Annotated in this window: 20 protein-coding genes; 12 read left to right on the plus strand and 8 right to left on the minus strand. The window is 71.9% G+C overall.

Annotated elements, in window-relative coordinates:
• Window positions 1-109: 109 nt before the first annotated feature.
• Window positions 110-961: an SAM-dependent methyltransferase gene (locus ASF21_RS00340; protein ID WP_055765261.1), complete on the minus strand. Its 852-nt coding sequence runs from the start codon at window positions 959-961 to the stop codon at window positions 110-112.
• Window positions 962-1,070: 109 nt separating this feature from the next.
• Window positions 1,071-1,838: a type 1 glutamine amidotransferase domain-containing protein gene (locus tag ASF21_RS00345; RefSeq protein ID WP_055765263.1), complete on the minus strand. Its 768-nt coding sequence runs from the start codon at window positions 1,836-1,838 to the stop codon at window positions 1,071-1,073.
• Window positions 1,839-1,990: 152 nt separating this feature from the next.
• Between ASF21_RS00345 and ASF21_RS00350 the strand changes: the two genes are divergently transcribed.
• Together ASF21_RS00350 and ASF21_RS16650 are read left to right on the plus strand one after the other, a co-directional pair.
• Window positions 1,991-2,446 (plus strand): 23S rRNA (pseudouridine(1915)-N(3))-methyltransferase RlmH, encoded by a 456-nt coding sequence (locus tag ASF21_RS00350; protein ID WP_200914758.1) that lies wholly within the window; start codon window positions 1,991-1,993, stop codon window positions 2,444-2,446.
• 77 nt (window positions 2,447-2,523) lie between these two features.
• On the plus strand, window positions 2,524-3,264 hold the full coding sequence (locus tag ASF21_RS16650) for a DUF4232 domain-containing protein (protein ID WP_157365689.1): 741 nt from the start codon (window positions 2,524-2,526) through the stop codon (window positions 3,262-3,264).
• Here ASF21_RS16650 and ASF21_RS00360 read toward each other — a convergent pair.
• Window positions 3,230-3,823: a hypothetical protein gene (locus tag ASF21_RS00360; RefSeq protein WP_055765274.1), complete on the minus strand. Its 594-nt coding sequence runs from the start codon at window positions 3,821-3,823 to the stop codon at window positions 3,230-3,232. The genes ASF21_RS16650 and ASF21_RS00360 overlap by 35 nt on opposite strands.
• Here ASF21_RS00360 and ASF21_RS00365 point away from each other — a divergent pair.
• Genes ASF21_RS00365 through ASF21_RS17085 form a run of 5 tightly spaced genes read left to right on the plus strand, consistent with a single transcriptional unit; the run spans window position 3,822 to window position 13,026 of the window.
• Window positions 3,822-8,981 (plus strand): DEAD/DEAH box helicase, encoded by a 5,160-nt coding sequence (locus tag ASF21_RS00365; protein WP_082471128.1) that lies wholly within the window; start codon window positions 3,822-3,824, stop codon window positions 8,979-8,981. The two genes, ASF21_RS00360 and ASF21_RS00365, sit on opposite strands and share 2 nt — an antisense overlap.
• Window positions 8,974-9,792 (plus strand): Fpg/Nei family DNA glycosylase, encoded by an 819-nt coding sequence (locus ASF21_RS00370; RefSeq protein WP_055765280.1) that lies wholly within the window; start codon window positions 8,974-8,976, stop codon window positions 9,790-9,792. Before ASF21_RS00365 ends, ASF21_RS00370 begins: the two co-directional genes overlap by 8 nt.
• Before the next feature lie 54 nt (window positions 9,793-9,846).
• Complete coding sequence (locus ASF21_RS00375) at window positions 9,847-10,758, plus strand: pseudouridine synthase (RefSeq protein WP_055768818.1); 912 nt, start codon at window positions 9,847-9,849, stop codon at window positions 10,756-10,758.
• Between the two features lie 59 nt (window positions 10,759-10,817).
• Window positions 10,818-11,453, plus strand: coding sequence for a DedA family protein (locus tag ASF21_RS00380; protein WP_055765282.1), 636 nt, complete (start codon window positions 10,818-10,820; stop codon window positions 11,451-11,453).
• On the plus strand, window positions 11,416-13,026 hold the full coding sequence (locus ASF21_RS17085) for a TspO/MBR family protein (protein WP_200914759.1): 1,611 nt from the start codon (window positions 11,416-11,418) through the stop codon (window positions 13,024-13,026). The genes ASF21_RS00380 and ASF21_RS17085 overlap by 38 nt, the downstream gene beginning before the upstream one ends.
• Before the next feature lie 171 nt (window positions 13,027-13,197).
• On the opposite strand, the gene ASF21_RS00390 is transcribed toward ASF21_RS17085, so the two are convergent.
• The 4 genes from ASF21_RS00390 to ASF21_RS00405 form a co-directional block, all read right to left on the minus strand.
• Window positions 13,198-14,136, minus strand: coding sequence for an NADP-dependent oxidoreductase (locus ASF21_RS00390; RefSeq protein ID WP_055765285.1), 939 nt, complete (start codon window positions 14,134-14,136; stop codon window positions 13,198-13,200).
• Window positions 14,137-14,380: 244 nt separating this feature from the next.
• The gene (gene ppc, locus ASF21_RS00395) at window positions 14,381-17,197 is read right to left on the minus strand and encodes a phosphoenolpyruvate carboxylase (RefSeq protein WP_055768822.1); all 2,817 of its coding nucleotides are present in this window, start codon (window positions 17,195-17,197) and stop codon (window positions 14,381-14,383) included.
• A 200-nt stretch (window positions 17,198-17,397) separates the two neighbouring features.
• The gene (locus tag ASF21_RS00400; RefSeq protein ID WP_055765288.1) at window positions 17,398-18,561 is read right to left on the minus strand and encodes an acyl-CoA dehydrogenase family protein; all 1,164 of its coding nucleotides are present in this window, start codon (window positions 18,559-18,561) and stop codon (window positions 17,398-17,400) included.
• A 46-nt stretch (window positions 18,562-18,607) separates the two neighbouring features.
• Window positions 18,608-19,393: an SDR family NAD(P)-dependent oxidoreductase gene (locus ASF21_RS00405; protein WP_055768825.1), complete on the minus strand. Its 786-nt coding sequence runs from the start codon at window positions 19,391-19,393 to the stop codon at window positions 18,608-18,610.
• Window positions 19,394-19,536: 143 nt separating this feature from the next.
• On the opposite strand from ASF21_RS00405, the gene ASF21_RS00410 reads away from it, so the two are divergent.
• Window positions 19,537-20,580: a glycoside hydrolase family 76 protein gene (locus ASF21_RS00410; protein ID WP_055765291.1), complete on the plus strand. Its 1,044-nt coding sequence runs from the start codon at window positions 19,537-19,539 to the stop codon at window positions 20,578-20,580.
• Window positions 20,581-20,619: 39 nt separating this feature from the next.
• Window positions 20,620-21,852 (plus strand): saccharopine dehydrogenase family protein, encoded by a 1,233-nt coding sequence (locus ASF21_RS00415; RefSeq protein WP_055765294.1) that lies wholly within the window; start codon window positions 20,620-20,622, stop codon window positions 21,850-21,852.
• Window positions 21,853-22,027: 175 nt separating this feature from the next.
• On the opposite strand, the gene ASF21_RS00420 is transcribed toward ASF21_RS00415, so the two are convergent.
• Entirely contained in the window at window positions 22,028-22,630 is a 603-nt protein-coding gene (locus ASF21_RS00420) for a YdeI/OmpD-associated family protein (protein WP_055765297.1), read from the minus strand.
• 56 nt (window positions 22,631-22,686) lie between these two features.
• Here ASF21_RS00420 and ASF21_RS00425 point away from each other — a divergent pair, with 56 nt between their 5' ends.
• The 3 genes from ASF21_RS00425 (at window position 22,687) to ASF21_RS00435 (ending at window position 24,189) form a co-directional block, all read left to right on the plus strand.
• Window positions 22,687-22,830, plus strand: a complete 144-nt coding sequence (locus tag ASF21_RS00425; RefSeq protein ID WP_055765301.1) for a CopG family transcriptional regulator — start codon at window positions 22,687-22,689, stop codon at window positions 22,828-22,830.
• The gene (locus ASF21_RS00430) at window positions 22,830-23,543 is read left to right on the plus strand and encodes a VOC family protein (protein WP_055765303.1); all 714 of its coding nucleotides are present in this window, start codon (window positions 22,830-22,832) and stop codon (window positions 23,541-23,543) included. Before ASF21_RS00425 ends, ASF21_RS00430 begins: the two co-directional genes overlap by 1 nt.
• 106 nt (window positions 23,544-23,649) lie before the next feature.
• Window positions 23,650-24,189, plus strand: coding sequence for an NUDIX hydrolase family protein (locus ASF21_RS00435; protein WP_055765306.1), 540 nt, complete (start codon window positions 23,650-23,652; stop codon window positions 24,187-24,189).
• Window positions 24,190-24,243: the final 54 nt, after the last annotated feature.

A 24,243-nucleotide genomic window follows, 5' to 3' on the forward strand; every position in this document is an offset into this window, starting at 1 on the left:
GACACCCGGCCTCCGCCGTCCGGCACGGCCGGACCATCAACCCTCGCCCGGGGACCCGCGGAGCGGACGCCGCGGCTCCCCCGGCGAGTCCGCCCGGAGAGGACCGGACTCACAGTGCGGTGTCCTGGCCCGTCTTCGACAGGGTGAAGATGCCGTAGCGCATCGCACCCGTGCGGTAGGCCAGGATCAGGCGGGGAAGGCTCAGCATGAAGACGCGGTTGCGTCCGCGGGCGGCGAGGTGACGCGTCTCGCGGTCGACGAGCAGGGCCTTGAGGAACCGGCCGACGCAGATCGTCCAGGTGCGTGCGACCCTGCGGCTGACGTCCTCGTAGCCGATCACCGTGAAGCCGGCCGCCTCCGCCAGCGCCTCGTACTCCTCGCGCGTACCCATGGAGGGCAGGCGGCCCTCCCTGCAGATCGGCTCGAGGAGATGCCGCACCTTCCACCCGCCGGCGCCGGTCTCGGCCAGCCAGGCGCAGACGACGAAGCGGCCACCGGGAGCGAGCACGCGGTGGGCCTCGCCGAAGAACCCGGCTTTGTCCTCCATGTGCTCGCTCGACTCGATGGCCCACGCGGCGTCGGCGGAGGCTCCGGCCAACCCGTTGACGAGCCAGTCACCGAGCCGCACGTCGACGCCGTCCATGGGACGCGATGCGGCATACTCCGCCTGCCCGGCCGAGAGCGTGAAGCCGGTCACCCGGACGCCGCGGGAGGCCGCGAGTTGCCGGGCCGTCGATCCGTAGCCGCAGCCGATGTCGACGCACTCCTCCCCGGGCCGGAGGTGCAGTCGATCGGCGACCGTCTCACTGAGCGCGTCGACGGCCTGGGCCGGCGACTCGCGACCCGTGGTCCAGAGCCCGTGGTGAACGTGCTCACCCCATACCCTTCGGTAGATCGGATCGAGCTCGTCGTAGTGATCCGCGACCGCCGCGGTGGTCTGGGAGCTGGCTGGGATGATCACGCCGTCACGCTACCGCCCCGATCCGTACCACCGGAAGGGGCGGGCACGACGACGATCGACGCCCGGCCCGGCGCCCACCGGCTCGCGTCCCCGGCCAGGAGTGCCGGCGTCAGTCCCCGTCGCCGGCCGCGGCAGCCTTGATGGCGTCCTTCTCGGCGCGCAGGGTCTCCGTCTCATGCTGCTCCTCGGCCTTCTCCTGCCGGATGACCACCGCGAACAGCTTCTCCATCTCCTTGGCGACGCCCGCTGCCGACGCCGGGTTCTGGCCGGTCACCAGGCGGCCGTCGACCACGACCTTCTCCTCGAAGACATCCGCCGACACGTGGGTGGCGCCCTGCTCCTCGAGCCGGTCCGCCAGGAAGAAGGGGATGACCGTGTCCTTGCCCGCGGCGACCTCCTCGTCGTTGGTGAAGGCGGCCACCTTCCGGCCCTCGACCAGGCGGAACCCGTTGTCCAGCTCCACGTTCACCAGCCCGGCCGGCCCGTGGCAGACCGCTCCGACCAGGCCGCCTGCGTCGTAGACGCTCGCCACCAGCTTCTGGAGACCTTCGCTGTCCGGGAAGTCCCACATGGTCCCGTGCCCGCCCACGAGGTAGACGGCGTCGTACTGGGCGGGGTCGACGACGTCGACGCGGGCCGTGTTGTAGAGACCGGCACGCGTGGTCTCGTCCTCCGTGAAGGCGACCTGCACGGGATCCGAGGTGTCCACCTCGTCGCGCGGAGGCTGCCCGCCCTGGATCGATGCGAAATCGACGAAGTGCCCGGAGTCCGTGAAGACCTTCCAGGGATGGGCGGCCTCGGCCACGTTGTAGCCGGTCTTCTCCCCGGTGTCGCCGATCTCGGAAACGCTGGTCAGAACCATGAGGATCTTCTTCATGGGGTGCTCCTCTCGTCAGCCTCCCACCCTACGCCCGGCCCCGCCGCACGCCATCCGGCGCCCTCGTCGTCGTCGTCGGCCTATGGCGCACCATCACGGCCGTCCGCGCACCCCGAGTCCTGCCGCCGGGGCGCCCGCGATAGCCTGAACGCATGGCAATACGGGTGCTCGCAGTGGGCCGCAAGCACGAGAGCTGGGTGTCCGAGGGGATCGAGCGGTACGCGAAGCGGCTGAAGAAGCCCTTCGATCTCTCCTGGCAGCTGATCTCCCACTCGGCGCGCGAGAACGACGCCGCCCGCAAGGAGGAGTCCGAGCGGCTGCTCGGCAGGCTCGGCTCGGACTTCGTGATCCTGCTCGACGAACGCGGTACGGCCGTCGACTCGCCCGCACTGTCCCGAACCCTCCTCGCACCGCTCGAGTCCTCCCGCGGTGTCACGATCATCATCGGCGGTGCCTACGGTGTCGACCGGCCGGTGCACCAGCGGGCCGACTTCGTCTGGTCCCTCTCCCCGCTCGTCTTCCCGCACCAGCTCGTCCGGTTGATCCTCGCGGAGCAGGTGTACCGCGCGCAGGAAATCGCAGGCGGACGGTCCTACCACCACGAATGAAGGCCGGTCCGGTAACAATCGCACCACGCCCCGCCCGCGCCCTCGGCGGCTGCCGCACCCGGACGTAGGGTGAGGGAATGACTACTCTGCTGGGGAGCAAGCGTTGGATCGCGGCCGTGATGGCCGCCGGGGCACTGGCGGCGGTGACCGGCTGCACCGCCTCCGGATCCGACGGCGGGACGGCGGCGACGTCCGCCGGAACCGCAGGCGCGTCCGCCATCCCCTCGGCCGCCCCGACCACTGCACCGTCCACAGCCCCATCCGCCGCCCCCTCCGCCGCACCGGGTCCCACGGGGACCGCACCCGCCTCCGCAACGCCGTCGGCGTCTGCTGCCCCGGGCGACGCCCCGTCGCCGTCCGCCTCACCGAGCCCCTCGGTCGCCGTGCCGACCGCCGGTGGTCCCTGCACGGCGGCGCAGCTGACCGGTGCGGTGGAGGACCAGCTCGGTGGCGGTGCCGCGGGCAGCGTCTACCGCACACTCGTCCTCACCAATGCCTCCGACCGGGAGTGCACCGTCCAGGGGTACCCGGGCGTCTCCTACGTGGACGCGGCGGGCACGCAGATCGGAGCTCCCGCGGAGCGCGACGGGACGGCGGCGGCCGCCGTCACCCTCGCGCCGGGAGCCTCCGCGAGCACCACCCTCCAGCAGACCAACGCCGAGAACTACGGGGCGGACTGCGGCATCACGCAGGCCGCGGGTGTACGCGTGTACCCCCCGGGCGCGACCGACTCGCTCGTCCTGCCGCAGGACATCCCGGCGTGCTCGGCAGCGTCGATCGTGCTCATGCGGGTGGGAACACTGCAGCCCGCGTCCTAGCTGCTGCAGGAGGGCCGCCCCGGGGCCGGTTCGACGGCTGCTGCCGGCCCGTCTCCCGCAGGCGCCACGCCGCGAAGCCGATGAGCGCGGCGGTCGACAGTGCGAGGACCAGCGTCAGCCACGGCCGGTCGGCGACGATCGACGCGAGCCCGAGGACGGCTGTGGCCACCCCGGCGGTCACCATGACGCGCCCCCGCTCCAGCAGCCCGTACATCGCGAGGCCGATCCCCAGGACCACCCACGCACCCAGGCCGTGGAACGCCGCCACGGCCCCGCCGAGCAGCGCCCCGAGCTCGACCACGACGGCAAGGACCAGGTAGGCGCCCGTCCGGGCGCTGATCGCCGGCGGGTGACGGATGAGCCAGGGGGCCGTCACGAGGACGAGCACGAGCGTGCTCACGACGAAATAGGCCGCGATCCGGCCGGTGTCGCCGTCGACCAGGACCGCGGCGACCGCCCCGCCGAGGAAGAGCACGCCGATCGCGGCCACTGGCACCCAGTTGTTCGACAGGTGTCCGGCATCTCCCGGTCGCTGCGCTCTGCCTGCTCCGGCCGTCATGCCCTGCTCCCGTCAGCCGTTCCGTCCAGCCCTTCGTCGAAACCTACTGCGCGCCACCCCCGTTCCGCGGCAGCCCCGCGGTGCGGCGGACGGCGCATCCGCGGAAGGCCCGAGTGTCGGTGCGCTGGGGCATGATGATGGGGTGACGACGCCGGTGCTGACGAGGTTCACCCCCGCGACCCATGAGTGGTTCGCCGGGGCCTTCGCCGAGCCCACGCCGGCGCAGGAGGGCGCGTGGTCCGCGATCTCCGCGGGCTCCAACGCCCTCGTCGTCGCCCCGACCGGCTCGGGTAAGACCCTCGCGGCGTTCCTTTGGGCCCTCGATCGGCTCATCGCCTCGGGCGAGGGGAGTGGCGATGCCGACGAGGACGCCCCCGAGGTACCGGCGAAGGGCCGGAAGGCCCCACCGAAGAAGCCGAGGCGCACCACGCGCGTCCTCTACATCTCACCCCTGAAAGCGCTCGGCGTCGACGTCGAGCGGAATCTCCGCGCGCCCCTGATCGGCATCACGCAGACCGCGAAGCGCCTCGGGCTGCCCGCCCCGAGCATCACGGTGGGCGTCCGTTCGGGCGACACGCCGCAGGCCGAGCGGCGGGCCATGCTGACGCGTCCGCCGGACATCCTCATCACCACGCCCGAATCACTGTTCCTGATGCTCACGTCGAAGGCGCGGGAGACGCTGATGGAGGTGGACACCGTCATCATCGACGAGGTCCACGCCGTCGCCGGCACCAAGCGCGGCGCGCACCTCGCCGTATCCCTCGCCCGCCTCGACGCCCTGCTGGACAAGCCCGTGCAGCGCATCGGCCTGTCCGCCACCGTGGAGCCGAAGGAGACGGTGGCGCGCTTCCTCTCCGGGAACGCACCGGTGGAGATCGTCGCACCGCCGTCGAAGAAGCAGTGGGACCTGACGGTCACGGTGCCGGTGGAGGACATGACGGAACTCGGCGGGGCCGTGGCCACGGGGGACGACGACGGCGACTCCGTGCCCCAGGCCAGCATCTGGCCGCACGTCGAGGAGAAAATCGTCGACCTGATCGGCCAGAACCGGTCCACGATCGTGTTCGCCAACTCGCGCCGGCTCGCCGAGCGGCTCACCGCGCGGCTCAACGAGATCCACGCGGAGCGCCTCGAGCGTGACGCCGTGTGGGCGGCCGGCGGTGACCCCGACGCCCCTGACGCCCCTGACGCCCCCGACGCGACGGCGGCGTCCTCCTCCGCCCAGCCCTATGCCCATACGACCGCGACACCCGCGCAGATGATGGCGCAGGCCGGCCAGAGCACCGGCGCCGAACCGCTGCTGGCGCGCGCCCACCACGGCTCGGTGTCGAAGGACCAGCGTGCCCTCATCGAGGACGACCTCAAGTCAGGGCGCCTGCGCTGCGTGGTCGCGACGAGTTCCCTGGAACTCGGGATCGACATGGGCGCGGTGGACCTCGTGGTGCAGGTCGAGTCGCCGCACTCCGTGGCGAGCGGACTGCAGCGCGTCGGGCGCGCGGGGCACCAGGTGGGCGAGGTGTCGCAGGGCGTCCTGTTCCCCAAGCACCGTGGGGACCTCGTCAACACGACCGTGACGGTGGAGCGCATGCTCGCCGGGCAGATCGAGCCCCTGTACATCCCCACCAATCCCCTGGACATCCTGGCCCAGCAGACCGTCGCGGCAGCAGCGCTGGGCACCATCGACGTCGAGGAGTGGTTCGACGTCGTCCGCGCATCGGCCCCGTTCGCCACCCTCCCCCGCTCGGCCTTCGACGCGACCCTCGACCTCCTCGCCGGCCGGTACCCCTCCGACGAGTTCGCCGAGCTCCGGCCCCGCATCATCTGGGACCGCGTCGAGGGGACCATCACGGGCAAGCCCGGAGCGCAGCGCCTCGCCGTCACGTCCGGCGGCACCATCCCCGACCGCGGGCTCTTCGGCGTCTTCCTCGTGGGCTCCGAGGGCGAGGGCCCCCGCGCGGGCGGGCGCCGCGTCGGTGAACTCGACGAGGAGATGGTCTACGAGTCCCGCGTGGGAGACGTCTTCGCGCTCGGCGCCACGAGCTGGCGCATCGAGGAGATCACGCACGACCGCGTGCTCGTGTCCCCGGCGTTCGGCCAGCCGGGCAAACTGCCCTTCTGGAAGGGCGACTCCCTCGGCCGGCCGGTGGAACTGGGCCGCGCCCTCGGCGCCTTCAACCGGGAGATGTCCGGGAGCACGCCCGAGAAGGCGCAGGAACGGTGCGAGAGGATCGGTCTCGACGCCTGGGCGGCGGGGAACCTCATCACGTACCTGACCGAGCAGCGCGAGGCCACCGAGGTGGTCCCGAACGACCGCACGCTCGTCGTCGAGCGTTTCCACGACGAACTCGGCGACTGGCGCGTGGTGCTCCACAGCCCGTTCGGCATGCCCGTGCACGCCCCCTGGGCCCTCGCCGTCGGCGCGCGGCTCGAGCAGCGGTACGGCATGGACGGGTCCGCCATGGCCTCCGACGACGGCATCGTGCTGCGGGTGCCGCTCATGGACGACGAACCACCGGGCGCCGATCTCTTCCTGTTCGACGCGGAGGAGCTGGACGGGATCGTGACCGCAGAGGTGGGCGGCTCCGCACTCTTCGCCTCGCGGTTCAGGGAGTGTGCCGCGCGGGCCCTGCTCCTGCCGCGCCAGAACCCGAGCAAGCGCACCCCGCTGTGGCAGCAGCGCCAGCGTTCCGCCCAGCTGCTCGACGTCGCCAAGAAGTACCCGACCTTCCCGATCGTGCTCGAGACCGTGCGTGAGTGCCTGCAGGACGTCTACGACCTCCCGGCGCTGAAGGACCTCGCCGCGTCGCTGGAGCGCCGGGAACTCCGGATCGTCGAGGTCACCACGCAGCAGCCCTCGCCGTTCGCCCGGTCCATGCTGTTCGGGTACGTCGCCTCGTTCCTCTACGAGGGAGACTCGCCGCTGGCCGAACGCCGGGCCGCGGCCCTGTCCCTCGACCCGACCCTCCTCAACGAACTGCTGGGCCGCGCGGAACTGCGCGAGCTGCTCGACGCCCGGGTCATCGCCGAGACGGAGCTGGAGCTGCAGCGCCTGAAGGCGGACCGGCGGGCCCGCGGGCTCGAGGGCGTCGCCGACCTGATCCGCATCCTCGGGCCCCTCACCGTCGGGGAGATCGCCGAGCGGCTCGACGCACCCGCCGGCACCACGGCACCGGCCGACGGTGCCGGAGCCACGCCGATCCGTGACGACGCCGGCGCCGGGGACGCCACCGCCAGGGACGCCACCGCGGGGGACCCCGCCGCGGCGGGCGACCCGGGCGAGGGCGCACCGCTCCGCGGTACGGCGTCGGTGGACCTCGTCCGGCAGCACGTCGCCGTCCTCGTCAAGGCCAACCGCGCGCTCACCGTGAACATCGCCGGAGTCGAGCGGATCTCCGCCGTCGAGGACGCCGCCCGCCTGCGCGACGCCATCGGCGTCCCCCTGCCGATGGGCATCCCGCTGGCGTTCATCGAGCCAGTCGCGGATCCGCTCGGCGACCTCGTGGGCCGCTATGCCCGCACGCACGGTCCCTTCACCGCCGCCGAGGCGGCGGCCCAGCTGGGCCTCGGTGTCGCCGTCGTCACGGGATCGCTGCAGCGCCTCGCCGGCGCCGGGCGCGTGGTCGAGGGGGAGTTCCGGCCCGCGGAATCGGTCCCCGTCCTCGACATCTCCGCGGACTCGGGTGCCGCTCCGGGCACCATCACCCTCCACGCGCCGGCCTCCAGCGAGTGGTGCGACGTCGAGGTGCTGCGCCGCCTCCGCCGCAGGTCGCTCGCGGCGCTGCGCCAGGAGGTCGAGCCCGTCGACCCGACCGCCTACGGCAGGTTCCTGCCTGCCTGGCAGCACATCGGGTCGGGCCTGCGGGGACTCGACGGCGTGGTCACCGTGATCGACCAGCTCTCCGGCGTCCCGATCCCCGCCTCGGCGTGGGAGCCCCTGATCCTCGCCCAGCGCGTGGCGAACTACACCCCGGCCATGCTCGACGAGCTGACCGCGACGGGCGAGGTCGTCTGGTCGGGGGCCGGGTCGCTCGCCGGGAACGACGGCTGGATCGCCCTGCACCTGGCCGAGAACGCACCCCTCACGCTGCGCCCCGACCCGGCCTTCGAGCCCACGTCGCTGCACTCCGCGCTGATGGATCTGCTGGCCGGCGGTGGCGGCTACTTCCTCCGGCAGCTGACCAACCTGCTCGATGTCCAGGAGGCCACCTCGGACACCGCCGTCGTCACCGCATTGTGGGACCTCGTGTGGGCGGGCCGCATCAGCAATGACACCTTCACGCCGGTGCGCTCGCTGCTGGCCAACGGGAAGACGGCCCACAAGCAGCGCCCCGTCCCGGCACGCGCCCGCACCTCGCGGGCGGGGCGGCTCGGCCGCGCCCCGGGGAAGTCCCTGACGGGCGCCTCCATGCGTCTCAGTGCGGCAGCCGAGGACGGCGGGGCGGGCGGCTACCAGCGGCCCACGCCTCCCCTGGCCGCGGGCCGCTGGAACATGCTGCCCGCGGTGGAGGCCGAGACGACGCTCCACGCGCATGCCACCGCCGAGCTCCTGCTCGACCGCTACGGCGTGGTCACGCGCGGCGCCGTCGGCAACGAGGGCATCCCGGGCGGATTCGGCCTCATGTACAAGGTGCTGGCGCGGCTCGAGGAGATGGGCCGGTGCCGACGCGGCTACTTCATCGAGCACCTCGGTGCGGCGCAGTTCGCCGTACCGGCGACGGTGGACCGCCTGCGGTCCTTCAGCGCCGACAACCAGCTGCCCACGGCCCAGGACGTGCTGGGCGGTGAGGCCGCGCCCCTGAACGCCGTCGCCCTGGCCGCCACGGATCCCGCGAACCCCTACGGGGCGGCCCTCAGCTGGCCGCAGGCGGACGGCGGGCACCGTGCCGGGCGGAAGGCCGGCGCGCTGGTGGTACTCGTGGACGGAGCTCTGGCCCTCTACGTCGAACGGGGCGGCAAGACCCTCCTGACGTTCACCGAGGATGCCCTGGTCCTCCGTGCCGCGGCGCTGGCCCTCGTGCTGATCATCCGGCGCGGCGCGGCGGACAAGATGGCACTCGAGAAGGTGAACGGCGGCGAGATCCTCGACACGGACATCGGGCGCGCGCTCGCCGACGCCGGTTTCTACACCACACCGAAGGGACTGAGGATCCGTGCCTGAGGGGGACACCGTCTGGCGGGCGGCCCGTGAACTGCACCGGGCACTCGCGGGCCGGGTGCTGACGCGCTGCGACGTCCGCGTGCCGAAGTTCGCCACCGTCGACTTCACGGGGGACACCGTCCAGGAGGCCGTGTCCCGCGGGAAGCACCTGCTGATCCGTGGCGGCGGGGACGACGGCTGGGACATCCACTCCCACCTGAAGATGGAGGGGCTCTGGCACGTCTACGCTCACGGCGAGAAGTGGCGGCGCCCCGCCTTCAAGGCGCGGTGCATCCTCGAGACGGAGGACGCCGTCGTCGTCGGCTTCGAACTCGGCTTCCTGCGGGTGATCTCGCGTGCGGAGGAGGACGACGCCGTCGGGTACCTCGGACCGGACCTCCTGGGGCCGGACTGGGATCCGGACGAAGCGCTTCGGCGGCTCCGCGACCAGCCCGAGCGGCCCATCGGGCTCGCCCTGCTCGACCAGCGGAACCTCGCCGGGATCGGCAACGTGTACCGGTGCGAGCTGTGCTTCCTCGCCGGGGTGCATCCGCTGACCCCCGTGGGCGAGGTACCCAATCTGCCGCGCATGGTCGAGCTGTCCAAGAAGCTGCTGGAGGCGAACAAGGCCCGCAGCACCCGGGCGACCACGGGCCAGCTCCGCGGCAACACGCTCTGGGTCTACGGCCGGTCCCGCCGCGGCTGCCTGCGCTGCGGTACGCCCGTGGCGCTGGAGCAGCTCGGGGACAGGGAGACCGAACTCCGCGAGCTCTACTACTGCCCGCACTGCCAGCCCCGGGTGGAAGCACCCGCGGGAGCGGCACTACCCTGACGGGATGAGTCACCACCGGATGGACCACCACGGGCAGGTCACGCCCTGATGGCGATGCGCTCTCCCCTGCCCGTGCGCAACGGCGTCAATGCCACGCGGCTGCGGCTCCCGGCGGAGGGCCCGTGGGAGACGGCCCTCGACTACATTCTCGACCGCTTCGACCATGTCGACCCCGACGGCATCGGCAAGCGCTTCGACCGCGGCGAGGTCGTGGCGCTCGAAGGCGAGGTGCTGACGCGCACCACCCCGCTCGGCGAGCACACCTTCGTCTGGTACTACCGCGAACTGCCCGTCGAGGAACGGCTCCCGGTCGAGCTGTCGATCCTCCACCAGGACGAGCGGCTGCTCGTCGTCGACAAACCACACTTCCTGCCGACCACTCCGGGCGGCATGTACGTGGCGGAATCGGCCCTGGTCCGCCTCCGGGTGGAGCTCGGCCTGCCGGACCTGATCCCCATGCACCGCCTGGACAGGATGACGGCGGGCGTCCTGATGTTCGCCGTCGACCCCGCGACGCGGGGCGCCTACCAGTTGCTGTTCGAGAACCGGCGCATCAGCAAGGAATACCGGGCCGTCGCGCCCGTCCGCCCGGAGCTGGGCCTGGACACGGCCCCGCTGGACGTCCGGAGCAGGATCGTGAAGTCGCGCACCTACCTCCTGGCGCAGGAGGTGGAGGGACCCGCGAACACGCACACGACCGTCAGCCTCCTGGACGAGCGGGCGGGGCGCGGGCTGTACCGCCTGCAGCCGCACACGGGCAAGACGCACCAGCTCCGGCTGCACATGGCCTCTCTCGGGCTGGGGATCATCAACGACCCGTTCTACCCCGTACTGCATCCGCAGGCTCCGGACGACTACGCGCGGCCCCTGCAACTCCTCGCCCACAGCATCGCGTTCACCGATCCGGTGGACGGTACCGAGCGGGCCTATGCCTCACGACTGGGCCTCGCCGAGTTCGCCCGATAGCCACGGACCGGGCGCGAGACGGCGGTCCACACAGGGGTGCTGGGCGGTAGATTTACAGGGTGGACCTGCCCGACACGGACATCCCAGCACCGCTCTACCTCCTCGTCATGTTCGCCGTGATCGTCGTGGACGTGATCATCCCCGTCGTGCCCTCGGAACTCCTCGTCATCGGCGCCGGCACCATGTCGGCGCACGGCCTGCTCTTCCTCCCGTTCGCGGTCGTCGTGGCCTTCGCCGGGAGCTGGGTGGGCGACGTCGCCCTCTTCCTGCTCTTCCGCCGCAGGCTGACGCACTTCCTCGACCGGTTCCGCTGGGGACGATCCATCCACCGCGGGCTGCGCAACGTCATCGAGAAGGCCGGCAGCTCCCCCACGTACGCGGCCGTCGTCGCGGTCCGGTTCCTCCCGGGCGGCCGCACGGCCAGCGTGGCGGTCGCCGGGATCGCCGAGCTGCCCCTGCGCCCGTTCATGCTCGCTGCCGCCGGCGGCGGCGTGCTGTGGACGGCCTGGCTCGTGGGCCTGGGGTTCGTGGCAGGAGCGTCCACGGGCCTGCCCGCGGGGGTGAGCGCCCTGCTCGGAATGGCGGTCGGTACGCTGGTGGGAGCCATCACGGCGGCAATCCTCGCCCTGAAGAAACACCGGAAGGCCAAAACGACGAATGAGCACCCCGAGAAACCCGGGTCCGACGCTCCCTGAGAAGCCGGCGGGGCCGCCGAGGATCGTGCAGGAGAGCCCCGCGCCCGAGCTGCCCTCGGACACCGCGAGCGTCCTCGAACGGCTCAAGGCAGCGCAGCCCCGGGTCGTTCCCGCGACGAGCGACGATTCCGCGGCTCCACGGTCCGCCGGCTCCGATCCTGCGAAGGGCACATCGGCGACCACCGGCGCAGGAACCCCGGAATCCACGCGCTCCGCCTCCGACGCCGCCTCCGTTACCGCAACGGACGCCGGCACTGCCAGGACGGACCGCACCGCTGCCACTGCCGCCAGCGCCGACAAGGACCACAGGCCCGGCAGGCCCGGCAGGCCCGGCAGGCCCGGCAGGCCCGACAAGGCCGACAAGGCCGGCAAGGCCGACAAGGCCGGCAAGGGGAAGGCGCGGATCCCGGCGGACACGAGCGCCACGGACGGCACGTCCTCCACGGCCGCCGGCGAACGGCGGCGGGTCGCGGCAGAGGCGGCACGGGTCGCGGCGGTGAGGGCCCGCCGTGCCGCAGGGGTGACCGGACGGACGATCGGTCGCAGCGGTGTCGCTACCGGTAAGGCGATCAGCCAGGGCAGCGCCACGGCCGGCAAGGCCATCGGTCGCGGCAGCAGCGCCGCAGGAATGGCGATCGCCGGAGGCAGCAGCACCGCGGGGAAGGCGATCCGCCGCGGCAGCACAGCGACGATCCGGCACATCGGCGCCTGGGACGCCGACGTCGTCCGGCAGGCAGCCGTGACGCTGTGCGCGATCGCCTGCATCCTGGGTTCGGCGGCCGGGGTCGGCGCCTTCGGCGGCCCGTCGATCAGGGATGCGGCAGGAGGCCTGTTCTCCCCCGACGCGACGCTCCTGGCGCCGTCGTCGTCGGCCTTCTCGATCTGGAGCGTGATCTACGCGGGGCTCGTGGCCTACACGGTGTTCCAGTGGTTCCCGTCGCAGCGGCGCACCGGACGCCAACGGCGTCTCGGCTGGACCGTTGCGGCCTCGATGCTGCTGAACCTCGCATGGATCCTGAGTGCCCAGGCCGGCGGGCTCACGGTGAGCCTCGTCGTCATCATGCTGCTGTTCTTCACGCTCCTGGCAGCCGTGCGCACCCTGAACTCCCATCCCACCCAGACACGGGTGGAGGGAGCGCTCGTGGATGCGCCGATCGGCCTGTATCTCGGCTGGGTGCTGCTGGCGGCCGGAGCGAATGCAGCGGCGTTCTTCACCGCCGGACGCTTCGACCTCTTCGAGTGGCAGGGCACCACCTGGGCGATCGTCGGTATCGCCGCGATCCTCCTGACGGCGGCCGTCATCTGCTCCACCGATCGCGGCCGGCTGTCGGTCGCCGCGGCCACGTCATGGGGTCTGCTGTGGATCGCCGTCGAGCGGGCACTGGCTGAGCCGCCCTCGCTGGCCGTGGCACTCGCCGCGGCCCTCGCGATCTTCCTGCTCCTCATCACCGCCGGTTCCCGCCGGCACCGCGTCGATCACGCCTACCGACGCTGGTTGCGGGCCGAGGAGGACGCCCTCCGCGACCCGATCGACCTGCTGGGCGACGACGACTACGAGGACTCACGCTCCTAGGACGCGAGCCCTCCCGCTTGTTGAGCTCTCCGCGCCGGCGTGCTGTGACCGGCCGCGTCCGATCAGTCCCACGAGCTCGCGCCCTGCGAGGGACAGGCGATCCCGGCACACCTGAGGCGCCGCCCCGACGGGTGCGGCGCCTCGACAGGCTGCCTCGGGATGCCGGCGCGTCTACCCCTGGCCCTGCTCACCGACGGTGACGGCGATCTTGCCGCGGATGTGGCCGTCCATGCTGCTGCGGAAGGCATCGGCGGCCCGCTCCAGCGGGAAGCTCTCCGCGAGCACCGGCGTGACGCTGCCCGCCTCGACGAGTTCGGTCAGGGCGAGGAGATCCGCCGGGTTCGGGCGGACGAAGATGTAGCGCCCGCCCCGGTCCTTGACCTCGGCGTCGGCGACGGAGGCGATCCGCTCCGGGGATTTCAGGTGCTCCAGGGAAGCGACCCAGTCCTCGCCGCCCACGAAGTCGACGACGGCGTCGAGCCCTTCCGGCGCTGCCTCGGCGAGGCGCTCCGTGAGCCCTTCCCCGTAGGTCAACGGCTCCGCACCCAGGGAACGCAGGAACTCGTGGTTCTTCTCGGACGCGGTGGCCAGCACCCGGGCGCCCCACGCCGTCGCGATCTGGATGGCATAGGTCCCCACGCCACCGGCTCCGTTGTGCACCAGGACGGTCTCACCCTCACCGACACCGACGGCCTGCAGCGACTGATAGGCGGTGAGCCCGGCCAGCGGCATGGTCGCCGCCTCCGCCCAGGAGATGTTCCGCGGTTTGCGGGCGAGCGTCCGCACCGGAGCGGCGACCTGCTCGGCGAAGGTGCCGAGCCCCACGGTGTCCATGCGGACGTACCCAATCACCTCGTCACCGGCCTCGAACTCGGTGACGGATGGTCCGGGCTGCACCACGACTCCGGCCACGTCCCAGCCCGGGATCGCGGGGAAGGAGGTGGGCAGTGCCGCATCCAGATACCCGGCGGTGATCTTCCAGTCCACGGGGTTCACGGATGAGGCCCGCACGTCGACGAGCACCGAGTCCGGCCCCACCTTCGGGTCCGGCTGCTCGCCGTACTGCAGGACGTCGGGATCGCCGTACTTCTCGTAAAAGACTGCCTTCATGGTGCTCCTCCTGCTCGTCCGGTCGCTGCCGGCGGTGTTCGGGTTCCATGGGCGGCAACCGGCCACTCCCGGCCGCTATTCCGTCGAGCACGCTGTGCCGGTCGACGAGCACGGGAGGGACCAGGGACGCGGAGGCACCGACAGAGGGGCACGCACCGTACACCAGGGGCGCGCAGGCACCGGCAGAGGCACCCACGCCGGGCACGCAGGACCCGACCCACCGGCAGAATCCCGCCGAGCCGGGTCAGCCCGTGTTGCGCATCCCCGCGGCCACACCGTTGATGGTGATGAGCATGGCCCGCTGGAGCCGACCGTCGGGCTGTCCGCCGTCGGCCTCCGCCCGCACGCGGCGCAGCAGCTCGACCTGGAGATAGGAGATCGGGTCGAGGTACTGGTCGCGCACGGCGAGGGACCGCTTGAGCACCGGCTGGTCGTCGAGGAGCTCCTGCTCCCCCGTGAGGTGCCGGATCTCGGCGAGCGTCAGCTCGTACTCCGTCCGGATCACGCCGAAGAGGTGCTGGAGTTCCGCCGGGACCAGCGCCTCCACGTAGTGCGCGGCGATCTCCAGGTCGGTCTTCGCGAGGGTCATCTCGACGTTGGAGACCACGGTGCGGAAGAAGTGCCAGCGCTCCAGCATCTCGGACAGCAGGCCCTCGCGGCCCGCCTCGCGGGCGGCACGCAGCCCGGACCCGACGCCGAACCAGCCCGGGACGATCTGCCGGGACTGCGTCCAGCCGAACACCCACGGGATCGCGCGGAGGCCGCCGAGGCCGCTGCCCGAATCGGGGCGCTTCGACGGACGAGAGCCGATGTTCAGCGAACCCAGTTGCTCCACCGGCGTCGAGGCGAGGAAGTAGGCGGGCAGGTCCTGATGGTCGATCAGCGAGCGGTACCGCGAGAACGCGGCATCCGACACGGTCTCCATGACCTCCGCCCAGCGCCCGCGATCATCCTCGGACGTGCGTGGTGTCCGGTGCAGCGCCGAGCCCTGCATCACCGCGGCGAGGGAGAGTTCGAGGTTCTCGCGGGCCAGTGCCGGCAGCGAGTACTTGTCGCTGATGACCTCGCCCTGCTCGGTGAACTTGATCTCCCCCTCGAGGACGCCGTTGGGCTGCGCGAGGATGGCGTCGTACGTGGGACCGCCCCCGCGGCCCACCGATCCGCCTCGCCCGTGGAAGAGCCGGAGGCGGACGCCGTGCTTGGCTGCGACGTCGCGCAGGCGCCGCTGCGTCTTGTGGATCTCCCAGAGGCTGGTCAGCACCCCGGACTCCTTGTTGGAATCGGAGTACCCGAGCATGACCTCCTGCAGGTCACCCCGCAGGCGGACCACCTCGCGGTAGGTCGGATCGGACAGCAGGGTGTCCACGATCTCGGCGGAGACGCGCAGCTCGTCCACGGTCTCCAGCAGCGGCGCGAAGCCGATCTTCGCGAACGCGCCCGAGTCCGGTCCGCCGGATCCGTCCCCGACGACGTCGACCAGTCCTGCCTCGCGTGCGAGCACCACGGGCGCCAGGACGTCGTCCGCCCCACGGGTCATGGACACGATGTAGGTCTCGATGACGTCGGGGCCATAGGTGCGCAGGGCCGAGGCGATCTCACGGAAGACGTCGAAGGTACGGCGTGCGCCGTCGTCGAGCGGTGGGTTGACCGTCGCGAGCGGGCGCCGGGAGGCGAGTTCACGGGACAGTGCCCGGAGGCGGCCCTCGCGGTCAAGCTCCAGATAGGGCACGTCCAGTTCGCCCAGCCGGTCGGTCAGCTGCGCGACGACGTCGTGGTGCATGTCGGCGTGCTCACGGATGTCGAGTGTGGCGAGGTGGAGACCCACCGAGGAGATGACGCGCGACGCTGTCGCGAGGGCGCCGTCGGCCGCGAGGCCCGCCGCGTGCTGCCGCAGCGAGTCCCCCACGAGCGCGAGGTCCGCGAGGATCTGCGCGGCGTCGAGGTAGTCGCGCCCCGGTTCGTGCGCCGTCTGGTTCTGCACCCGGGCCGCGGTGTTGAGCAGCTTCGCCTTCACGCAGGTGAGCTTCAGCCGGTAGGGCTCCTGCGCGTTCAGTTCCAGGACGCGCTTGTCGAGCCGCGGGAGGTTCGCGAGGTCGCGCTCGATCGACGCGGTCAGTTCCCCGGACGCCCCGACGATCGCCGTGGACGAGGACAGCGACGAGATGAGCCGGTCGATGAAATGGATGGAGATACGGACGGCCTGCTGGTTCTGGATCTGGAGGATCTCGCGGGTCACCGCGGCCGTGACGTTCGGATTGCCGTCGCGGTCCCCACCGATCCACGAGCCGAATCGCAGCGGCGCCCCAGCGGCCGGCAGGGTGACCCCGTGCTGCGCCAGGAGGTCAGAGAGGTCCTCGAGCAGTTCGGGCATGGAGGTCGTGAGGATGTCCCCCAGGTAGTACATGGCGTTGCGCGCCTCGTCGATGGGCGTGGGCCGCACCTGCCGCAGCTCGTCGGTCTGCCAGATCAGGTCGATCACCTCGGCGAGCCGCCGGTCCTGCCGCCGGCGCTGCTGCGATCCCTCCGCACCGGTCTCCGCGAGGACGTCGGAGAGGCGCCGGAGCTTGTCGAGCACGGAGCGGCGCGAGGCCTCGGTGGGGTGTGCCGTGAAGACGGGGCGGACGTCCAGTTCCTGCACGACGGCGGCGAGCGCTTCCGGGCCGGCGTCGGAGGCGATGCGCGAGACCGTCTGCGCCAGCCACCCGTCCTCCTCCGACCGCGTGCGGAGTCCCCGTACACGGTGCACCTGCTCGGCCGCGTTGGCGAGGTGGAAGTAGGCGGCGAAGGCGCGCACCAGCTCCGTTGCCCGGTCGATCGGCAGGGCCGCGAGGAGGTCGCGTACCTGCCCGGCGAGCGCGGCCCGCTCCCCGGCGTCGCCCACGGTGCCCGATTCCTTCGACTGCTTGGTGAGCAGCCGGACGCGCTCCACGAGATCGAGCAGCTCCTGGCCGTGCTGCCGGACGAGCGATTCGCCGAGCAGGGTACTGACCCGGCGCACGTCGGCGCGGAGATCGTGGCTGATGTCGCCGTCGGACGCACCGGACGGAGCGGTGGCACGCACGGAGGACACTTCGAGGGGCACTGTCACGACAGCCTGCTTTCAGGGCACGGAAAACGAGGCGTATGCGGCACTGGATACGACGGATTGCTGTTGGGATACTACCCAGTCATGTGGCGTGCGCCTCACCGCGTCCGTCATGTGACCTCCGGGCCGCCCTGCCGCCGCTTCGTGCACGGGGTCCGCTGAGGGGCCCGGCTACGTCAGGCGAAGGCCGAGATGCCGGTCAGCGCCCGCCCGACGATCAGGCTGTTGATCTCGTAGGAGCCCTCGTAGGTGTAGACGGCCTCGGCATCCGCGAAGATCTTCGCCATCCCGTAGTCCGTCACGATCCCGTTCCCGCCGAGGATCCCTCGCCCGAGGGCCACGGTCTCCCGCATGCGCCCCGTCGTGAAGGACTTGGCGAAGGCGGCTTGGGGCATGTCCGATGCGCCCTGCTCCTGCAGCTGGGCGATGCGCGCCATGACACCGAGGCAGGCGGTCGTGTTGCCCATCATGGTGACGAGCTGGTCCTGGACGAGCTGGAAGCCCGCGATCGGCCTGCCGAACTGGTGGCGCTCCACGGCGTACTGCCGGGCGACGTCGAACGCGGCCAGTTGCTGGCCCACGGCCTGCCAGCCGACGAGGATGCGGGAGCCGAGCAGGAGCTGCCGGGTGTCGTTGAAGGTCTCGATGCCGGCGAAGCGGTCGGACTCGCCGACGCGCACGTCGGTGAGGGTGATGTCGGCGTTCTGGACGGTGCGCAGGGCGGTCTTGTTGGCGATCGTGGTGCGGGTGACGCCGGGCAGGGTGGCGTCGAGGATGAAGCCGCGTACTCCCCCGGTCTCCGTGTCCCGGGCCCAGAGCAGCATGTAGTCGCAGAACGTGCCGTTGCCGATCCACCGCTTGGCGCCGTTGAGGATCCAGGAGTCGCCGTCGCGGGTGGCCGTGGTCGCCATGCCGCCGGCGACGTCGGACCCGTGCAGGGGTTCCGTCAGGGCGAACGCGCCGGTGATTTTCAGGTCCATGGCGTCCTGCAGCAGCCGGGCCTTCTGCTCCTCGCTGCCGAACATGTGCAGGGCTTCGACGAAGAGGTCGTGGTGCACCATGAAGAACGTGGCGATCGAGGTGTCGGCCCGCGTCATCTCGGCGATCACGAGCCCACTGAACAGGTGGCTGTAGCCCTGCTGCACCGGTGTGCTGAGGTTCAGGCCCGCGAGCTTCGGCAGGATCTCGTGCGGGAACTCGGCCCTGTTCCACCATTCGGCGCATCGCGGAGCCACCTCCTTGACCAGGAAGTCACGGACGTCCTGGAGCTTCTCGCGCTCGTGACCGGCGAGGAGGGATTCGAAACCGAGGAAATCGGCGGTGGGAAGCTGGCTCTCCATCGAGCCGTCCTTTCAATCGAGCTGAGACCGGGAGGACCTGGTGCGGCTACTTCGGCGCCATGCGGATGGCACCGTCGAGGCGGATCGTCTCGCCGTTGAGCATCTGGTTCTCGATGATGTGTGCTGCAAGCGCCGCGTACTCGACGGGCTTGCCGAGACGGGACGGGTGCGGCACCTGGGCGCCCAATGAATCCTGGGCCTCCTGGGGCAGGCCCGCCATCATGGGCGTCTCGAAGATGCCGGGGGCGATGGTGACCACGCGGATGAGCGACCGCGCGAGTTCACGCGCGATCGGGAGCGTCATGGCTGCGACCCCGCCCTTCGACGCGGCGTAGGCGGGCTGGCCGATCTGCCCGTCGAAGGCGGCGACCGACGCGGTGTTGATGATGACCCCTCGCTCGTCGGAGCCGCCGGCACCGGTGACCGTCGCCGTCCGCGCCATGGCATCCGCGGCGAGCCGGATGACGTTGAAGGTGCCCACGAGGTTGACGGTGATGACGCGGGTGAACTGCTCGAGCGGCACGACGCCGTCGCGTCCGAGGACCTTGCCCGGCGTCGCGATTCCCGCGCAGTTGACCACGATGCGCAGCGGGCCGAGGCCCACGGCGACGTCGACGGCCGCCTGCACCTGAGCGGCGTCGGCGACATCTGCGGGGATGAACCTGACCCGCTCGCCCGAGGGGTCGAGGGTACGCGCTGCGTCGGCTCCGGCGGACTGCGGGAGGTCCACGAGGACCACCGAGGCGCCGTCGTCGACCAGCCGCCGGGCGGTGGCGAGGCCGAGTCCCGACGCACCTCCGGTGACGAGTGCCACCGATCCCCTGATGTCCATGCCGACCCTTCCGCCCGGGTGGACCGCCGTTGGTCCGTCCTCGCGCCCAGCGTACTGTGACGTGGCCCACTGCGCACCCGGCAGGGAATCCATTGCGCATCCTGCCCAATGCCGGGTGACGCCGACGTGGCTAGGGTGGTCACATGCCCATCCCCGACGACGCCGCTTCGATCACCGCGGCCGGCGTGCGGCAGCTCTTCGCGCGGCGCAGCCTGCACGTCCCCGGTACCCGGCTCGGATCCATCGCCTTCCCGCCGCCGACGAGCGCCCGCAGCCACTGGCACTACTGGTGGCAGGCCCACTTCCTGGACTGCCTCCTCGACGAGCACCTCCGAACCTCCGGCGCGGGCGAAGGCGGCGGCGCAGGCGACGGGACCGGCGCGCTGCCCGAGGCTCGCAAGCTGGCGCGCGGCATCTGGCTCCGCAACGGCGGCCGCTGGCGGAACTCCTACTACGACGACATGGCATGGCTGGCGCTCGCTCTCCAGCGCCTCGACGCCGTCGAGGGGCGACGCCGGCCACGGCGTCGGGTGCGGATCCTCGGCGCCGCACTGCGCTCGGCCCACACCGCCGAGCTCGGCGGCGGGGTCTACTGGAACACCACGCGGGACTACAAGAACACGCCCAGCACCGCACCCGCGGCGGTGTTCTTCGCCCGCGCCGGAGAGACCGCGCGGGCGCAGGACCTGCTCGACTGGCTCCGCGACCGCCTGTTCGACGAGGACAGTGGGCTCTTCCTGGACGGGATCAAGGCCGACGGGCGTGTGGACCGGGGCCTCCACACCTACAACCAGGGCACGGTGCTCGGCGCGCTGGTCGAGGTCGGAGGGGCGGACAACCTCTCCGCCGCCGCCGATCTCGTCGGCGCCATCGCGCGGGAAGTCGCCGACGACGACGGCGTGCTGCCGCTGGCCGCGGGCGGCGATGCCGGCCTGTTCACCGGCATCCTCGCCCGGTACCTCGCCGGGGCGGCGGTCGCCGGCATCGGCCCCGTCGCCTCGGCGACGGCCCGGCGGCTGCTCGACGCGACGGCGCACCACCTGTGGGACGGCCGGCGGAACGCAGGGGGGACGCTCGTCCTCCCGCCGGTGCAGGACGGCCCGGTCAGCCTGTCGTCCCAGCTGCAGGCGTGGATGGTGCTCGAGGCTCGGTCCAAGGCCGGGTCCACCGGAACCGCCGGGGACTGACCGGCTGCGTCCCGGCCCCGGCGGTGCAAGACTGCAGGGATGGAGACCTCAGCGCGCGCCCATGACCTCGTCCTCTTCGGTGCTACCGGCTTCGTCGGCGAACTGATCGCCGGCTACCTCGCCGACCACGCCCCGGCGGACCTGCGGGTGGGACTGGCCGGCAGGTCGAGGGAGAAGCTCGAGGCCGTGCGGTCGAGGCTGCCCGCTGCCGCCCACGACTGGTCCCTCATCGAGGCCGATACGGAGCACCCCGACTCGCTAGCGGCGCTGGCCGAGGGGACCCGCGTCCTCTTCACCACGGTGGGCCCCTATGCGAAGTACGGGCTGCCGGTCGTCGAGGCCTGCGCCCACGCCGGCACCCACTACGGGGACCTCACGGGAGAGGTGTCCTTCGTCCGCGAGGCCATCGACCGGCACGACGAGCGCGCGAGAACGACCGGCGCGCGGATCGTCCATGCCTGCGGGTACGATTCCGTCCCCTCCGATCTCGCGGTACTCCTCCTGCATCAGGCTGCCGAGGCGGACGGCGCGGGCGGCCTGACCGAGGTGCAGCTCGTCGCGACCGCCAAGGGCGGCTTCAGCGGGGGCACGGTCGACTCGATGCGCGGACAGCTGGACGGCATGCGGTCGGACCCCGTGCAGCGGTCGCTGGCGGCGGACCCCTATTCCCTCAGCCCGGACCGGTCCGCCGAGCCTTCGACCCGGCAGCCGCGGGACCTGGGCTGGGTCGGCCGGGCGGCGGACGGGCGGCGGACGGCGCCCTTCGTCATGGCATCCGCGAACACGCGGATCGTGCGCCGCAGCAACGCGCTGCAGGGCTGGGCGTACGGTCGGTCCCTGCGCTACGGCGAGGTCATGGGGACGGGGCGCGGAGTGAGGGGCGCGGTGATGGCCGGGGCGACGGCGCTCGGCCTGCGGGCGTTCGGTGCCGCGCTCGCCCTCCCACCCACGCGGAAGATCCTCGACCGGGTCCTGCCGGCGCCCGGATCCGGACCGGGTGTGGCTGCGCGGCAGGCGGGCTGGTTCCGCTCCCAGGTGATCGCGGCCACGGAGAGTGGCCGGCGTTACCAGGCCACCGCCTCGGGCCCCGGCGACCCGGGATATGCCGCCACCGCGGTGATGGCCGGCGAGACGGCGCTCTCACTGGCCCTCGACGGCGACAGCCTGCCCGTTGCCGCCGGTTCCCTGACTCCGGCGTCCGCCCTCGGGACCGTCCTGGTGGAACGGCTGAGGGCAGCCGGGCACACCTACGAGGTCACAGCCCTGGACTGACCCGACGGGGGTCGCCCCTGCACGGCGCCCGTGGGAACCGACGGAACGGGGACGGCCACGCCGTCATGCCGGCGCCGAGCCAGCACCGCCGGCGTCACGGTTCCGTCCCTCTCCTGAGAACCGCGGCCTGGGGAGCTGATGCGACCGGACCCGGCTGGCTACGCTGACCGCAGGCCTACCCGCCGCCGCGCGTCCGGCCGCTCTGGGGATAGATCGTCTCGCCGCGCGCGAGCATCGCGACGAACTTCGCGATGTTCCGCTCCCTCGCCGCCTGCGTCTTCAGCTGGGAGACCCGAAAGATCATGGCGTACCGGTTCTGGGAGGACAGCGTGCCGAACATCGCGAGCGCGGCAGGGTCAGCGTCGATCGCCGCCGCGAGTTCGGCGGGGACCTCCGCCGTCGCCGGGCCCGCGTAGGCCCTGTCCCATCTGCCGTCCGCCTGTGCTGCGGCCACCGCCTGCTCCCCCGCCTCGCGCATCCGGCCCTCACTCCTGAGTCGGTCCACGTAGGTGCGGTTGCGGATCGACCAGATGCTGCGCGGCCCGCGCGGGGTGAAGCGCTGGAAGTAGCTGCCCTCGTCCCGGGACCGGGCCTGGCCGTCGATCCAGCCGAAGCACAGGGCCTCGTCCAGAGCCTGTGCGTAGGTGAGCAGGGTCGCCGTGCCGCCCTTCTTGTGCTCGATGAGCCACACGCCGGGCGAGGTCCGGTGGTTGTCCTCCAGCCACCGTCGCCAGGCGGCAGCGTCCGGCAGCAGGAGTTCGGAGGGCTCGGGCTTCATGCGTCAACCGTACGCCGGAGGCAGCCGCCATCATACTAGTTTGCTAGTATCCGGGCATGCCCGACCCGGCGAAAGTGCAGTTCAACGTCTACCTCCCCCCGGACCTCGTCCGCGAGGTCAAGCACCGCAGCATCGATGAGGCCCTCAGCCTCTCGGCGTTCGTCGAGCAGGCGCTCCGTGCCTACCTGGAGGAGAACTGATGCTCCGCGTCCGGCCCCTCGTGTACACAGCGGACCTCGCCCGGGGAACCCGCTTTCTCACGGCACTCGGGCTCACTCCCGCCCGGGACCGCGAGCCGGACGACTCCTGCGCCGTGTTCGATGCCGGGAGCGGCAGGGTCGCGCTGCACGTCTGCACCCCGGGAAGCGAGGAGCACGGCACGACGGCGCTCGCGTTCGAGGTCGGTGTCGTGCACGAGTTCGCTCGCCGGACCGCCGAGGCGGGCACCGCCGTCGAACTCACCGCGGAGGGCCACGGGCCGGCGGCGCGCATCACGGCGCCCGACGGCCTGAGCTTCCTGGCCCACGCCGGACCGCGGGACACCGGGGCCCCGGCGTCCCCCCTCGCTGTCCTCGCGCTCTGGTACACCCCCGACGACGCCGCCGCAGCGCGCGTCCTCGCGGATCTCGGCGCTAAGCCGCGCATCGGATCACCTGCCGGCACCCTGCACGCCTTCCGGGCGAAGAACGGGGGCCTCGTCGCCGCTATCACCGGGCCCGCCGCCGGCTGCGGACTGGCCTTCGACTACGAGGGTGACGTCCGGGACCTCGTCCCCCGCGTGTCCGGCGCCGGTTTCGACCACGACGTGGTGGAGGAGAGCCACGGACGCTCGCTCCGTACGGCCGCACCGTGGGGCGCAGAGGTCGTCGTCCATGAGGCGCAGCGTGACGTCGAGAACCCCACGGCGCCCTGATCCGCGCCCTGTCCGCACCCTGCCCGTCGCTGCGCCGGATTCAGCCACGGGCCGAAGAACCGCGCGCCGTCTCCACCGGGGCCGGGGTCTGCGCTAGAACTGGGGTATGAACGTACGCACCCCTGACCCCAATCCGGGCTGGCTCTCCGAGGATGATCTCTACGAGGCTCGCCGCCGCCTGCCGATGGTCTACGTCGAAGCGATCCCCGTGCGGTGCGACACCCTCGGGTACGTCAACGAGGTGGGACTGCTCCTGCAGGCCAATGAGCAGGGCGAGATGGTGCGGACCTTCGTCTCCGGCCGGGTCATGTACCGGGAGACCATCCGCGCTGCCCTGCTGCGGCACCTCGAGAAGGACCTCGGCCCGATGGCCCTTCCGCAGCTGGCGCCGTCGCCGCTGCCGTTCACCATCGCCGAGTACTTCCCCTCGCCCTCGGAGACGGGACTGACCGATGACCGCCAGCACGCCGTCGCCCTCGCCTACCTCATCCCCGTCACCGGCGAGTGCAACCCCCGCCAGGATGCGCTCGAGCTCTCCTGGCTGACACCCGCCGAGGCCCTCAGCCCCTCCATCCAGGCCGAGTTCTCGGGCGGTCGAGCAGATCTGCTCCGCCAGGCGCTCGCGCATGCCGGATGGGGCCGCTAGCCGCGACGGGGCTCCGGACCGGACGCCCGGTTCCCGTATCGTGAGACGGGCGCT

The sequence above is a fragment of the Arthrobacter sp. Leaf234 genome, assembly GCF_001422665.1.
Lineage (GTDB): Bacteria > Actinomycetota > Actinomycetes > Actinomycetales > Micrococcaceae > Arthrobacter_D.